Below are 13,905 nucleotides of genomic sequence, written 5' to 3'. Positions count from 1 at the left end.
TGTCGGAGTCCGACGCCGTCCATGATGTGAGCGCCATTGGCGTAGCCAGGAGGTCCAATTGTGACTCTTCGTATCGAATCGGTCCGTGCCCTGGAGATTCTCGATTCCCGTGGCCAGCCCACCGTCCGGGTGTACGTGGTACTAGATAATGGTGTGGTCGGCACGGCCTCCGTTCCGTCCGGGGCCTCCACGGGAAAACGCGAGGCCCTGGAGCTTCGGGATGGGGATGTCGGGCGTTATGGCGGCAAGGGTGTCCAAAAGGCGGTCGCTCATGTGGAGACCATCATGGGCCCGGCGATCCGGGGCATGGATCCTCGCGGGCAAGCGGAGATCGATCAGTTCCTGATCGATCTCGACGGCTCGCCCGGCAAGGGGCGTCTCGGTGCCAACGCCATCCTCGGGGTGTCGCAGGCGGTGGCGCGCGCTGCGGCGCGGGCCTTGGATACGCCGCTGTATGCCTATTTGGGGGGCACCGGCGCCAACCGGCTTCCCAGGCCCATGATCAACATCCTAAACGGCGGCCTCCACAGCGATTTCACCCTGGATTTCCAGGAGTTCATGATCGTGCCCGTGGGTGCCGACAGTTTCAGGGAGGCCTTGCGTTATGGCGCGGAGACCTTTGCCGCGCTAAGACAGCTGTTGAAGGCGCGGGGCTATGCGACCCGCGTCGGTGACGAGGGCGGATTTGCCGTGTCCTTCGATGACAATGAGGAGGCCTGCGCGGTGATCGTGGAGGCGATAGCGGCGGCCGGCTACGAGCCGGGTGTGGACATCGCCTTGGCACTCGATCCCGCGGCCAGCGCCTTTTGCAAGGACGGCACCTACCATCTTGCGCACAACGGTCACGGGGTCAGCGATTCCCGCGCACTCGTAGCATTATATGAAAGGTGGGTCGGGAAGTACCCGATCCTCTCCATCGAGGATGGCCTCGCCGAGGACGATTGGCAGGGTTTCCAGGATCTGACCGCGCGCCTCGGGGATAAGGTCCAGATCGTGGGGGATGATATCCTCGTCACGAACCCAGAGCTTATCGCGCGTGCCATCGCGGAAAAGGCCGGCAATGCCGCCTTGATCAAGCCCAATCAGATCGGCACCGTCAGCGAGACGATCGCGGCCATCCAGCTGTGCCGCAAGGCGGGGTGGGCGTTCGTCGTCTCCCACCGTTCCGGCGACACCGAGGATGACTTCATCGCGGATTTTGCGGTTGCCATGGGCGGCGGCCAGATCAAGACCGGCTCGGTGTGTCGCTCCGAGCGGGTCGCCAAATATAATCGCCTTCTCGAGATCGAGCGCGAGCTTGGCAGGGGTGCCCAGTTTGGCCCTTGAGACCGGCGCCGGGTATCGAGGCCGCCGCAAGATCCGACAGCGGCTCGTCAGATCGTGGTAGGGCGGCTTATGCGGCGCGCAGGCCCCAGCCGCCGGCCGGCCCACGAATCCGCCTGGGCGGCGGTATCGTGGAGCGGTCAACGGCGCCGGGTGAGCGAGGGGATGCTCGTGCGGGGCGTGGATTGTCCTCGATGTTGTGCCCGGATATCGGACGGGCGCCAGTCCGTCCCGTATGCGGCACCGATCAGCAGGATCCCGGCGCACGTCATTACCGTAAAACTCTTGGATGTGCTGGGGTGGCACATGAGGGAGGGCACCGATGGGGGATGGGGCGAATCCGGTGGGCGCGACCGGCAGGCGCTGGTTGACGAGAAATGTCGCGGCCATTGCCCTTTTGAGCCTGTTTTCCGACATGGGCCACGAAATGGTGACGTCGGTCATGCCATTTTTCGTGATGGCCCTTGGTGGGGGTCCGGGCGCTGTCGGGCTCATAGAGGGGGTGAGCGATCTTTTCGCGAGCCTGGCAAAAATCTGGCTGCCGCATTACAGCGAGCGCACGCGTCGCCGCAAGCCGTTGCTGATAGCGGGATATCTGCTGACCGCGCTCAAGGGCGTCATGGCCTTTGCAACGAGCTGGGTGCAGGTGCTCGCGGTGCGCGTGATCGCGTGGGTCGGGCGCGGGGCGCGGGGTCCGGTGCGTGATGCGATGCTCGCCGACAGTGTCCCCGCCGCCTATTTAGGGCGCGCCTTCGGCCTGCATCGTGCCGCCGACACCCTGGGAGCGGTCCTGGGACCACTGATCGCCCTGGGTCTGCTGGCCGTCCATTGGGGGTATCGCGGGATCTTGCTGGTGTCGCTGATCCCGGGCGGTCTGACCGTCCTCATCGTGCTCTTCATGGTGCGCGAGCCCGCGCGGCGTCCCGGGCACGGTATCGGCTTTCGCCAGAGTCTCATCGCGCTGCCGCGCGACTTCCGGCGATTCGTCGCCGCCGCCGGGGTGTTCGGGCTCGGGAATTTCGGCCCCATGCTGCTCATCTTTTATGCGCGTCAGTCTCTGATCGCGCGGCAAGGCGTGCATCAGGCCGACAGCTGGGCCATCGGGCTCTATATCCTTTTCAATATCGCCTATGCCGCCTGTTCTTATCCTGCCGGCCTCTTGAGCGAGCGCATCGGCAAGCGGCCGCTTTTGGTGTTGGGCTATCTGTTGTTCGCGCTCATGTGTGTCGGGTTCCTGGCGTCGGTGCGCCATGTGGCCGCCCTGGCCCCCTTATTCGTGCTGGGTGGCGTCTATATCGCCATCGTCGATACGATCGAAGGCGCCCTGGCGGCGGAACTCCTTCCCGATCACGTCCGCGCCACCGGGTTTGGCCTTCTGGGGACGGTCAGCGGTATCGGCGATTTGATGAGCAGTCTCGTCGTGGGCCTCTTGTGGGCGCACGTGTCGCTTGCCAGCGGCTTCATTTATGCCGCGGTCCTGGCCACTCTGGGCGCGGGTCTGTTGGCCCGCCGGCCGCGCTCGCGACCATGAGTCCCGCGCACCTTTCACGCGGCCGCCTTATCGCTGGTACGGCGCCCTGTTCTTTGCGCGGTGCGGGTGCGGAGGCCACGAAGCGGCGTGCGCGGCCTTTTCGGGCGGACATCACCGAGCGCCTTGCGCGCGGCGAGCACCTCGTTTTGTATGGTCCCCTGGGGAGCGGCAAATCCACGTTCTTGTGCACCTTGCATGCGCGCCTTCGGCGTGAGGGAAGGCCGTGTGCGATCGCCGATGCCACGATCCGTCTTGGCGACATGACGCAGGCCTTCGCACGCGCCTACCCCGAGGTCGACATCGCCGGCCTCACACAGCGGCGCACGCGAGCGCGGCTGGCAGCTGCCGCCGAATTGCGCGCAGGCGTGTTGCTCTTTGATCACGTGCACCGCCTCAATACCGCCATGACGGGTTTCCTGCATGGTTTGCGCGGTGGCTTGGCGGGGATCATCCTGGCCGTGGATGTCGACGGGCCGCGTGCGCGGGAGGCACTGCGCGCGTGTTATCCGGCCCTGTCCTTGGTCGCCATGCCGCGGTCTTCCGCAAGGCAACTTCGGACGTATCTGCACGCCGCCGGTCCGACGGTGGCGTCCGACCTGACACCCGCCCAGGAACGCCAGATTCTGCGCGCCGCCCGTGGTCGTCCGGGCTGGGTGAGGCTGTGCGCGCTACTTCTTCAGGAGGATCGGTATTGGCACGGCAAGATGCTCTATGTGGCGGTATTGTGTACCGATACCGAGATCGCGCTGCGATTGGGGCGCCCTCCCTTTCTGTCATCGGCGACCCAAAACCTGCAGTCGAATTCGCCGCCCGATCGCTGAACGCGCGGCGGCGCGCTGGATTGATCAGATCCGTATCGAGGACCTGCCCGCGAGCATGGGCCCAGGCGCGCATGCGTATGACAACGCCCGGCCCGCGCTCGCCTTGCGTCGGCGCATGTGCGTTTCGGCCGTCCGATATAGGTTATCGTCTATAGAATTGTTGTTCATTGAGACGGGCCTCTATCTCGGCAAAAAGGCCCAGAATCGCCGGCCGTAGCGCGTCACGCCAGAACGCGCGCATGTTGTGTGGATTCTCGCGTAGGTCCGCGCCCAGGGCCATTGCCAGGGGCGCCCACTGGGAGAGTTCGCGATAGCGCAGGTCGCGGCTGCGCATCCATGTCCGCAGGCGCTCGCAGCCGGTCTGCAGGACGCCGTCGGGGCAGTCGTCCACTTCGAGGAAGGCGTAGCCGGCCAGGACAAGGTCACGCGCCGACAGGACCGGCACGGCCGTTACCGGCAAGAGCGGCGCCCGGGTAAGCCATGCCATGAGATCGTCCAAGGCGAGCGGGTTGGCAAGAAGGTAGCCCTGATAGTGTTCGCCACCCATGTGCCGCCATAGCCGGAGATCATCCGGTGTCTCGATGCCCTCGGCCACCAATCGGCGGCCCGATAGGTTCGCAAGCACCAAGGCCGCGCCGGCAACCGCGAAGGCGTTGGGGTCACGGCGAAATCGCCCGATAAGCCCCCGATCGAGCTTGAGTTCGTCGGCGGGCAGCTGGACGGCCTCGTTCAGGGGCGCGTAGCCAGTCCCGAAATCGTCGAGTGCCACCGCAAACCCGAGGTCCCTGAGCCTGTCTATGATGCCGGCTGCGCGGCGCATGTTGGTCAGGGCCATGCCAAGCGGCACCTCCATGCACAGACCGGTTGCGCTGGACCCGTCCAGGCGGGCGGCGATGTCTTCGAGAAAGGCCGGATGAAGGAAGTGATGGGCGCCTATGTTGAAGCTTACGCGCAGCCCGTGCCCGGCAGCCCGCAAGCGGTCGCGCACAGCGATGGCCTCGCTCACCGTCTGTCGCCCCAGGGCGCGGATGAGGTGCGGTTCCTTTTCCACATCCGGCATGAAACATTCCGCCGCAAGCAAGTTGTCACCGTCACGCCAGCGAGCCAGAAGCTCGATGCTTTCGATGTGACCGGTCGCGCAGTGCGCCTGAGGCTGCACGGCAAACGTGATGCGGCCGTCTGTCAGCGCCTCCGGAAAGTGCCTATGGACGGCCAATCGGCGCGCGAGACGCTCGGCGATGTCGCCTCCAAAGACACGATAGGTATTGCGGCCCGCGGCCTTGGCGGCATACAAGGCTTCGTCAGCCTGTATGAGCAGTGTTTCATAGCTCGTGGCACCGGATGTGGGGAGGGCCCAACCGACGCTTGCCGTGATACGCGCCTGCGGATCGGCCAGGGCGATGGCCGACAGCAGCCGTGCGGACAACGGCGCCAGGGCCTCGGCATTAGCGATACTGACAGCCAGTCCAAATTCATCACCGCCAAGACGCGCCACGTCCTCGCCTTCGCGCACAACCTCGCGCAACCTTTGCGCAACGGCCTTGAGCAGATCGTCGCCGGCGACGTGTCCCTGAAGGTCGTTCCACTCCTTGAAGCCATCCAGATCCATGACCCCGAGCGCCATCATGTGTCCGGAACGCGCTGCGCGTGCCATGGCAGAAAGGGTCGAGCGCTCGAAATAGGCGCGATTGGGCAGCGTGGTCAGCGGGTCATGGAGAGATCGGCGCATGAGTTCCTGGCGGCGCTCGTAGTTGTCCACGGCAAAGCCGATATCGTTGCCGAGGGTCTCCATGAGCCGCCTCATGTCTTCGTCAAAAAACTCGCGTTCTCCGGCGATTATCCCAAGGATGCCCGCGACCCGGCCTTCGTGTGTCCATGGGACGGTGAGGGCCGACGTAAGGCCGAGCATCCTGGCGCTGCCTTGTAGTGCCTCATCGTCCAGCCATTGATCGATGTTTTCGAAAAGGCGGGGGGTGTCGGCGTGCTGCACGCGCTCGTGGAGGATCGCCAGGGCGCGGCCGGGGGCGCCCTCGGCGACCGTGGATAAAAAGGCCTGGCCCGACCCGGCGCTCGCGGCGATCTCCGCCCCCTTGGCCCCCAGCAACGAGATGAAGGTGAGCGGGACGTCTGTGCATTCGGCGAGGATATGGCAAATGTTGCGGAACAGCTGTGGCCCTTCGCTTGCACGGGCAATGGCCTGGCTTGCGCGCGCCAACGCCTTGTAGAGGGCGCGATAGCGATCGCTCTGGCGGCGGGTACGCCAGGCGTTCAACGCCAAGCGCACACTGGTGACGAGGTGTTCGAGGAGCGCGCGCAGGGCCGGAGTAAAGTATTGGGGATCGGTCCCGTAGACGACCAGCACCGCGGTCGGGTGTTCGCGGCCGTCTTCGATAATCGGGTAGGCGAGGATGGCGCGGATCGCGCCCAGGGCGTCGTGTCCCGCCATCATCGCGGCGAGCGCCGCATCGTCGCGCGGATCGATCGGTCCGTGGGGCGTGCCGGTACGGAAGGCGCGCCCTGCCAGCATTTGACCGAATGGGTAATCGGCGGCGTCGCGGGACGGCGTCAGGCGCAGCAGGGCGTCGCACAGTTCGGGATCCCGCGCGGCGGCAGTCTGGATGCGCAACCGCGGGCCGGTCGTTTCCGGCACTGCAATGCAGGCCCCCATGATGTCGGTCTGTTCGGTCAGGATGCGTACCAGTAGCGCCTGCGCCTCATCGGGCGTTGGTTGGCGAAGCAACTCAAGCTGCATGGCGCGCACCGCGCTCTGGTAGCTCTGCAGACGCTCGATCTCGAGGCGTTGGCGTCTTTGATCTATGGCGGCGGTCAAATGTCCGGCCAGTTCGCGGACCATGCCGTACCATATGACCGTCTGTGCCGGGCGTGACAGACAGATGACGATGATCGCCCCGGTCGTGCCCAGGGCGAGCGTCACGCACGAACGGAAGGACTTCTGCGTGACCGGCGTCCAACCGACGTCGACCGCGCTCTCGAAGGCCGCGGCGACGATCTCAGTGAACGCCTGGGGATCGCCCGCTCCGGCTACGGCGCAATGCTCGCGCCAACCGACGAACACGAACGACGCATCGAGGTTGTCTTGAATCATGTGCGCGGCGTCGCCAAAGAGCTGCTGTGGGGACAATCCATTGAGGACGGCCTGATTCAGGCGGTAGAGGCCCTCATGCCACAAGCGTAACCGCATCTCTTGCGAGAGGAGATTGGAAAGCAGGAGGCCCGTGTACTGGCTGCCCCATAGCAACAGCAGAAAGAGCGGCAGCCAGCGCGCGGTGTGGTGCCACCAGAGCGCCCATAGGCGGTTGCGAGGCCAGAGCACCTCCACCTGCCAGGGATAGCCTGGGACATTGGCGTGTACCATGCGGTCGGCACGCGGCGTGCGTGCGGACGCCGCGTGCCAGAGATTGCCGGTGGCTACCGCAAATGAGCCACCCGAGCGCGTGGCCAGGCGGATGGCTAAGTGCGAACGCGAGATCGGGATCGGTATCCGGCCTAGGGCCACAGGGGCGCCGATGAGAAACCGGGTTGGGCCGCGATGCGCGGCCACACGGTATCGCAGCGGAATGACCACCGCCTGGAAGCGCCGCGCGTAGAGCGCATCGCCGATCTCGAGGTGGGGGTCGTCGCGCACGGCATGAAAGCGCCGGGCCGACAGGATGGGTTGCGCCGGCTGTGGCCGCGCTGACCATAGGATCCGGGTGCCGCGGGCATTCAGTATATTAATGTCGTGGAGCGTCGTATGGGTGGCGAGAATGGCGCGCAGCGTGTCCTTGACCGACATGCTCACCGTGGTAGCAGCGGGTTGCGAGTCGAGTAATGACCGCCCCAGAAAGCGCAGGTCGGCGAACCGCTCGTTGAGGACCAGGGCCATGTGACTGGCGACGCGCGAGGCCACGGCCTCCGCGCGCAGGCGCTCTTCGCGCTTGATATCGTGAAAGGCGTTTAGCGCGCGCCACAGGCCGAGGGCAACCAGAATGAGCCCGAAGCCCGCGAAGGCGATTGTCACGAGGCGCGTGCGCGCCCGGATGGCGCTTAGACAGGTGGCCTTCCCCGGCTTCCTATGGGGGGACGCGGAGGGAGATGAAAGCCCGTGCGGCATGCGATACCCTCGTCTGGCCCCGAACGCTAAGACGAGCCTCGTGGCGGCCGCCACGGCCGACCGTTGTTGATGGCCCCGTTTCCTTGCAAAGGGCATACCAGCGCAAATGAGGTCGCGGCCGCCATATTCTCGCAGGTGTGCGCCGCGCAATCGGCCCCAGGGCGCGCGCACCGTCAGTGGATGCGACGATCCGCGGCAGATGGCGGGCGTGCGGGGCTGAATAGGGCGCGCCTCAGCGATCGGGACTGTGGTCCGGGGCGTCATCGCGTTCGGCGCTCGACTCGCGAACCTTGCGCCACGCGATAGGATCGGGGATATTCGCAATCAGGGGCGATGGCGCGCAGCGGCGGTATGCGGGCGGCGCGAACGTGTTCGCCGGGCGGCAAGGCCTGCGCCGGGTGCCGCGGACCTGGTCGGTCGAGGAGGCGGGGCGGTTACCGTCTCCTGGCGGTTTGATGGTTGCTTGTCACCGCTGACGCCGGCTCTGATCGCCCAGAGCACGGCACCCGCGGCGCCGATATCACGACTATCCTCGAGGGGATCGTCGCAGAATCGGTCGAACCGTCTTTGCGGCCCGGCTTTGTGGCGCCCCGACCCATTGGGTAATGGGCCGCGTGGTCGCTGTCGCGGGCTGCGGTACAGGGCCGGTATGCGGCAACTTCTTCCGTGATCGCGGTCGCGGGTGTGTGCGAGGGATTTATGAAAGGTGTCGAAAGAATAACCGCCTTGGGGCAGCGTATATGGTACGACAACATCAGCCGCGATCTGCTCGAAAGCGGCGGTTTGCGCGCGCTCGTGGCCCAGGGTGTGCGTGGTGTCACGACCAATCCCACGATTTTCGAGAAGGCCATCGGCGAGGGGACTCATTACGATGCCGATATCCGCGCCCTGGAGGCGCAGGGTATGAGCCCCGAGGCCATGGTGCGCGAGCTCATGATCAGTGACGTGCGACGCGCCGCGGATATCTTGCGTCCGGTCTTTGATGCGAGCCTCGCGGTGGACGGCTATGTGAGTATCGAGGTGGCCCCGGACGAGGCGCAGGACGTCGATGCCACCGTGGCTGAGGCAAAGACCCTGTGGAGTACCATCGCCAGACCCAATGTCATGATCAAGATCCCGGCGACTGAGGCCGGCTATCAGGCCATGCGCGAGGTTCTGGCGCAGGGGATCAACGTCAACGTGACCCTGATCTTCTCCCCGCAATCGTATGAGCGGGTCGCGGCCGCGTATTGCGCGGCGCTCGAGGATCGGTTGACTCAGGGTTTGTCCATCGACCGCGTGGCATCGGTGGCGAGTGTATTTGTGAGCCGAGTGGACACGGTCGTCGATGCGCAGCTGCAAGAGAGGCTGCAGAACGCCCCGGCGGCCGAGGCCAAGCGCCTAAAGAGCCTTCTCGGGCGCGCCGGCATCGCCAATGCGCAGCGGATCTACCAGCGTTATAAAGAACTTTTCCGCGGCAAGGACTTCGCGCGCCTAAGGGCTCGCGGGGCTCGGCCCCAATGGCCATTGTGGGCGAGCACAAGCAGCAAGAATCCCGCTTATTCGGCCACCTGGTACATCGATCGCCTGATTGCCCCGGACACCATTAATACGGTTCCGCCGCAGACCTTTCAGGCGCTGCTCACGCACAAGCCAAAGGCGTTGCTGGAGGCCGAGATCGCGCAGTCGTTGGCTGTGCATGACGGCCTGCGGCGCGAGGGGATAGACCTGCCGCAGATACTCGACACCCTCCTGGACGAAGGGCTCGCCTCGTTTCTGCGGTCCTATCAGGCATTGACCGCACGCCTCGCCCACAAAAAGAGCACCCTGACGATATAAGCCCAGTGTCCCCCGGAAGCGGGTATACTGCTGGCGGGAGTCGGCCAGACAGTCGCTGCTGCAAGGCAGAGGAAAGTCCGGGCTCCACAGGGCAAGGTGCCAGGTAACGCCTGGGAGGCGCGAGCCTACGGAAAGTGCCACAGAAAATATACCGCCCGTCGTGTGACGGGTAAGGGTGAAATGGTGCGGTAAGAGCGCACCGCGCCGGTGGCAACATCGGTGGCAGGGCAAACCCCACCTGGAGCAAGACCGAATAGGGGGACCATGGCGTGGCCCGCGTTGTCCCCGGGTAGGTTGCTAGAGGCGTCCGGTGACGGGCGTCCCAGAGGAATGACTGTCCACGACAGAACCCGGCTTATCGGCCGACTCCCACTTTTTGTCCATAAGCCCCCAAGACCGGGTCCGGTGTAGCCGCGCTCGCGTCCCCGACTCCAGGCCCGAGCCCGCTTAGGGCGGTCTTAAAGAAGCGAGCATATCGCTACGGAAAGCTGCGGGCCGGGGTTCCAGGCTCACACAAAATCTTATTGATGCCCGGTCGGGCTCATCGATCGCTGTCAGCCCCTGCCATTCGGGCGGAAACGTTGGTCGGCGTTCGTTTACGAGGATTACACGGGATACAAGGCATTCCGGTGCCCACAATCACCGCCGACCCCTCGCACAAGGATATTGTTATTGGTCAGCAAGGCGTTCACGGCCATCGGGCCCACCCCGAAATGCCCTGCGGCCTCGTCGATCGCGACGTCCGAATAGTCATCCTCGAGGAACGCGGTCAGGGCGTCGATCGGGCACAGGAGCTCCGCGGCAAATGCCTTTTGATACTGTTGGCGAGCGGTCCCCAGGTCGCTGCTGGCAAGCCAGGAGCTCCCCGTCCCCTCCATCCACAGGTAGTCACTGAAAAGACGCGCCAGATCGAAACGCCGCGAGGTCGGATGACCTCTGCGCGGGACGAGCCGGTAGCGGCCGCCGCCCAGCGGTTCCGCGAGCACCGCCTTTGTCCGTTGCGCGGGCGGCGACCACGATTTTGCGTCATGGGCCGCGATGCCCAATAGCTCGTACAATACCGCGTCGTCCAGCGGGCCCTCTCTGTGACCCAAAGCGGCCCGCACGCCGCGCGCCGCCTGCACGGCCTTTTCCCAAGGCCTCAGCGATCCGCGGCCGGACACCGGAGGTGAGCCCGATGGGCGGGGATCGGAGGGCTGGCCCGCAAGACTCGGGGCTCGGATGATCGCCTCGATCGCCGCCGGGCCTTGGCTCCCCTTTCCGTACGCGGGCGCGACCTCCGACAGGGCAGGGCCCATGGTCTGGAGTAACCGCAATGCCCTCTCCATGAATGGCTCGGGCGCCTCGTCCGGCTCGAATCCGAACTCCGCCTCCAATCGCCGATATGCGGTTTGCTTACCATCGGCGCGGTCTGCGCACACAAGATCCCACAGGACCCGCAAATCACTCCTGTGATGCCCCCGCACGGCCAAACGATCCAAGGTCGCCGTTATCAAGGTCTCGGCCTCGCGGCTAAACTCGTCCGGGGACACAGACGTCGCCTGCTCAAGGCCGGTGAGATAGCGTACGGACTGCCGGGAATCCGGCCGGGACGCAAGCGCCCATACCCGTATCTGGTTCCCATCGGTGGCAAACAACACCTGCGGCCATACGAAACCGTACCCGGCGGCGGCTAGCTCGTGGGCCATGCGCCACTCTACGCTAAATGGCATGCCGTCGGCCGGTAACGGCTCCCAAAGAAGGCGCCACCACGACGAAGCCAGCCACAAGGCCAGCGGGTAGGCGGACGCCAGGACCGCGTCTTGCGGACATCGTGTCCAGACATCCTCGTTGCGCATGAGATTGTGAGGTCCCACATGGAGCGCGAGGCGCGCCGTGGTGTCTGCGACCTCCGCATCGCCGTCGCAGCCCTCCGTCGCCCACTCCCACGTCCAATGAAACGCGCTCACAAGGCCTCCCAACGGCTCAGAATCTCTTTGGCAAGCGGATCGCTCCCGCAAAGCGGATATCCATGACAGGTGCCCGTCTCCCGATTCTCAAGCTGGGCCTCCAAAGGCACGCCGGCGTCACTCACCGCCCAGACATTCTGCGGCCACTCGCCGCACAAGCGTTCGCTGACAAATCCTCGACGCAACCCCTTTTGGAGATACTCGAGGGCCTCGGCCCGCGACACGATATCCGCATCGTCGCATAGGGATTTGCCCAGGCGCGCGCCGCTCGGCGGTGTAAGTCCAAAATCCCCCGGATTCTTCTTGTGGTCGGGATTTCCCCCGTAGCGCGCCCTCTGGGCAAGCCCCTCCCAGACGCCCCGATCCGCTTCCCTGATGGCGCGGAATCGGCGCTTGGGATTCACGCTTCGATATCCATGATTCACTCGGTTACCCCGCCACGCCTCTGTGCCCTGCTCTCCCGGGATGGCCCATGGCCGATCGGCGCTTGCGGTTCATCTGCCCCAAGATCTCCCGGTCTCCCAGGATCGCCCATTCCATGCTCCACAAAATCTGCGTATTCCGACAGGTCCCTGTCGCGTTCAGACCTTCCGTTCCCTGGCCTCGGAGATTGCGCATAAAGCCGTGTTGTCGGGACGATCTGCCGCGACCTCATCGATACGGCCGCGTCCATGGCCATGACCGCAGACCATGTACGGGCCCGGTTCCCCCCGTCGCACCCATCTGCCCGTCACGCCAACCCTCGGATTTCTGAACGCGGCGGTCGCCGGTGGGCCAACCATCTATCCGCGCCCCGGCCCGCCTGCGGCAGTCTATTGTGGGATCAGGTCGCCTGGTACCGGTCGTGTCGGATGCGCACGATCTCGTCGAGATAGTCGCTCCCCCAGCCCCGCAGGACCTCGAGGACCGGCGCCAAGGTCTTCCCGGAGGCGGTGAGCGAATATTCCACCTTGGGCGGGACCTCGGGATATACGGTGCGCGCGACCACGCCGTCTGCCTCCAGCTCTCGCAACTGGCGCGTGAGCATCCTCTGGGTCACGGCCGGCATCAGGCGGGCGAGTTCCCCGAAGCGCTTCGTGCCGCCTAACAAATGAAAGAGGATCACGCCTTTCCATTTGCCGCCGATCACCTCCAGGCAGGCCTCGACCGGACAACCAAAATCGCAATCGTAGCGGGTATAGCGGCTCGGACGCATAGGACCCCCATCGGTATACCGCGTGTAAGTACCCAACAAATATGTGCATTCTTACAAATATGGTCGGCTTCTCCTAGCATAGCCGCAAGCCCATTGGCTTGACTACCTTCGAAACAATACGGAGAACCCATGGATATCGTGACCGCCATCAAGGCCCGCCGCGCCGTCAAGCAGTTTGATCCTAGCCACCGGCTCACCGAGAGCGAGGTCGACACGCTTTTGTCGCTCGCCATGCTCTCGCCGACCGCCTTTAATATCCAGCACTGGCGCTTCGTCCTGGTACAGGATCCGCAGCTGCGCGATGCCATCCGCGCGGCCTCATGGATGCAGTCGCAGATCACGGACGCCTCGCTTCTGATCGTCATGTGCGCGGACCTGAAGGCCTGGGAAAAACAACCGGAACGTTACTGGCGCAATGCCCCGGCCGACGTGCGTGAAGGTATCCTCGCGGCGATCGATGCCTATTACCGTGGCCGCGAGACCGTACAGCGTGATGAGGCCATGCGCTCCTGCGGGATCGCGGCCCAGACCCTTATGCTCGCGGCCCAGGCCCTGGGGTACGACTCCTGCCCCATGGATCTGGCCGACTTCGGCGAGGTGGGCCGCCTGATAGGTCTCCCCGAAGACCATGTGATCGGGCTCTTTGTCGCCATCGGCCGGGGTGTTCGCGAACCTCGGCCGCGGGCGGGGGCGCTCACGCGAGATGAGGTGGTGCGCAAGGACCGTTTCTGAGCGGAGCTCTGCCCGGCCGACCTCGCGCCCTTACCGCCGTGTGATGGCGATCCGTGAGGGGCGGGCAGGATGCCATGGGCAGCGGCCGGCGGCCGGACTATATAGGGTGTTTGAGTCTGGCGGCAAAGAGGGCGTGCCAACATCGATCGGGTCGCCGGCGCGCTCTGACACCGGCGTGGGCACTTCGGGACCTACAGGCATCGGCCAACGGTATCCGCCCCGGCGATCCCGCCCTGGGCAGCCAGGACTGTCCACGCCGTTCGGGGAACCCATTGTACACCCCATGACACCCCCAACCCGTTAAAGCGGGTTGGGGGTGTCACAACCGCCGCGGCCGGTAATGGCCATGCGCGCCATCGTCGGACACCGCCCGTGATCGCCCGCCGTCCGCATTTCATCGCCCGCGCTTGACTTCGCTTTTC

The 13,905-nt window shown here is 65.0% G+C and carries 9 protein-coding genes and 1 other RNA gene; 6 read left to right on the top strand and 4 right to left on the bottom strand.

Going from position 1 to position 13,905, the window contains the following annotated elements; genetic code table 11:
• The first annotated feature begins 60 nt into the window (after positions 1-60).
• From eno to C4900_RS12870, 3 genes are all read left to right on the top strand, one after another.
• Positions 61-1,326 (top strand): phosphopyruvate hydratase, encoded by a 1,266-nt coding sequence (eno, locus tag C4900_RS12880; RefSeq protein ID WP_114283208.1) that lies wholly within the window; start codon positions 61-63, stop codon positions 1,324-1,326.
• A 319-nt stretch (positions 1,327-1,645) separates the two neighbouring features.
• Positions 1,646-2,854, top strand: coding sequence for an MFS transporter (locus C4900_RS12875; RefSeq protein ID WP_065968850.1), 1,209 nt, complete (start codon positions 1,646-1,648; stop codon positions 2,852-2,854).
• Positions 2,855-2,907: 53 nt separating this feature from the next.
• Positions 2,908-3,675 carry an ATP-binding protein gene (locus tag C4900_RS12870; protein WP_065968849.1) on the top strand — a complete coding sequence of 256 codons (768 nt, stop codon included), beginning with the start codon at positions 2,908-2,910 and terminating at the stop codon, positions 3,673-3,675.
• Positions 3,676-3,817: 142 nt separating this feature from the next.
• Here the strand turns inward: C4900_RS12870 and C4900_RS12865 are convergent, their stop codons facing one another.
• Entirely contained in the window at positions 3,818-7,696 is a 3,879-nt protein-coding gene (locus C4900_RS12865) for a bifunctional diguanylate cyclase/phosphodiesterase (RefSeq protein WP_170132538.1), read from the bottom strand.
• Positions 7,697-8,488: 792 nt separating this feature from the next.
• Here C4900_RS12865 and tal point away from each other — a divergent pair.
• Both tal and rnpB read left to right on the top strand, forming a co-directional pair.
• Complete coding sequence (tal, locus tag C4900_RS12860) at positions 8,489-9,607, top strand: transaldolase (protein WP_065968860.1); 1,119 nt, start codon at positions 8,489-8,491, stop codon at positions 9,605-9,607.
• 36 nt (positions 9,608-9,643) lie between these two features.
• Positions 9,644-9,981: RNase P RNA component class A (rnpB, locus tag C4900_RS12855), an RNA gene on the top strand.
• 231 nt (positions 9,982-10,212) lie between these two features.
• On the opposite strand, the gene C4900_RS12850 is transcribed toward rnpB, so the two are convergent.
• The 3 genes from C4900_RS12850 to C4900_RS12840 form a co-directional block, all read right to left on the bottom strand.
• Positions 10,213-11,556: a hypothetical protein gene (locus tag C4900_RS12850; protein ID WP_114283206.1), complete on the bottom strand. Its 1,344-nt coding sequence runs from the start codon at positions 11,554-11,556 to the stop codon at positions 10,213-10,215.
• On the bottom strand, positions 11,553-11,960 hold the full coding sequence (locus C4900_RS12845; protein ID WP_065968846.1) for a hypothetical protein: 408 nt from the start codon (positions 11,958-11,960) through the stop codon (positions 11,553-11,555). Before C4900_RS12845 ends, C4900_RS12850 begins: the two co-directional genes overlap by 4 nt.
• Positions 11,961-12,379: 419 nt before the next feature.
• Complete coding sequence (locus tag C4900_RS12840) at positions 12,380-12,751, bottom strand: winged helix-turn-helix transcriptional regulator (RefSeq protein ID WP_065968845.1); 372 nt, start codon at positions 12,749-12,751, stop codon at positions 12,380-12,382.
• Positions 12,752-12,880: 129 nt separating this feature from the next.
• Between C4900_RS12840 and C4900_RS12835 the strand changes: the two genes are divergently transcribed.
• Entirely contained in the window at positions 12,881-13,483 is a 603-nt protein-coding gene (locus C4900_RS12835; protein WP_065968844.1) for a nitroreductase family protein, read from the top strand.
• The last annotated feature ends 422 nt before the right edge of the window (positions 13,484-13,905 follow it).

Source organism: Acidiferrobacter thiooxydans, from assembly GCF_003333315.1.
GTDB classification, from domain to species: Bacteria; Pseudomonadota; Gammaproteobacteria; order Acidiferrobacterales; family Acidiferrobacteraceae; genus Acidiferrobacter; species Acidiferrobacter thiooxydans.
The sequence above is the reverse complement of the archived record's forward strand: the minus strand, read 5'-3'. Positions and strand labels throughout refer to the sequence as shown.

Coding starts and splice junctions, on each gene's coding strand:
- C4900_RS12875 (WP_065968850.1), top strand. CDS start 1,646: ATGGGGGATGGGGCGAATCCGGTGGGCGCGACCGGCAGGCGCTGGTTG.
- tal (WP_065968860.1), top strand. CDS start 8,489: ATGAAAGGTGTCGAAAGAATAACCGCCTTGGGGCAGCGTATATGGTAC.
- C4900_RS12840 (WP_065968845.1), bottom strand. CDS start 12,751: ATGCGTCCGAGCCGCTATACCCGCTACGATTGCGATTTTGGTTGTCCG.
- C4900_RS12835 (WP_065968844.1), top strand. CDS start 12,881: ATGGATATCGTGACCGCCATCAAGGCCCGCCGCGCCGTCAAGCAGTTT.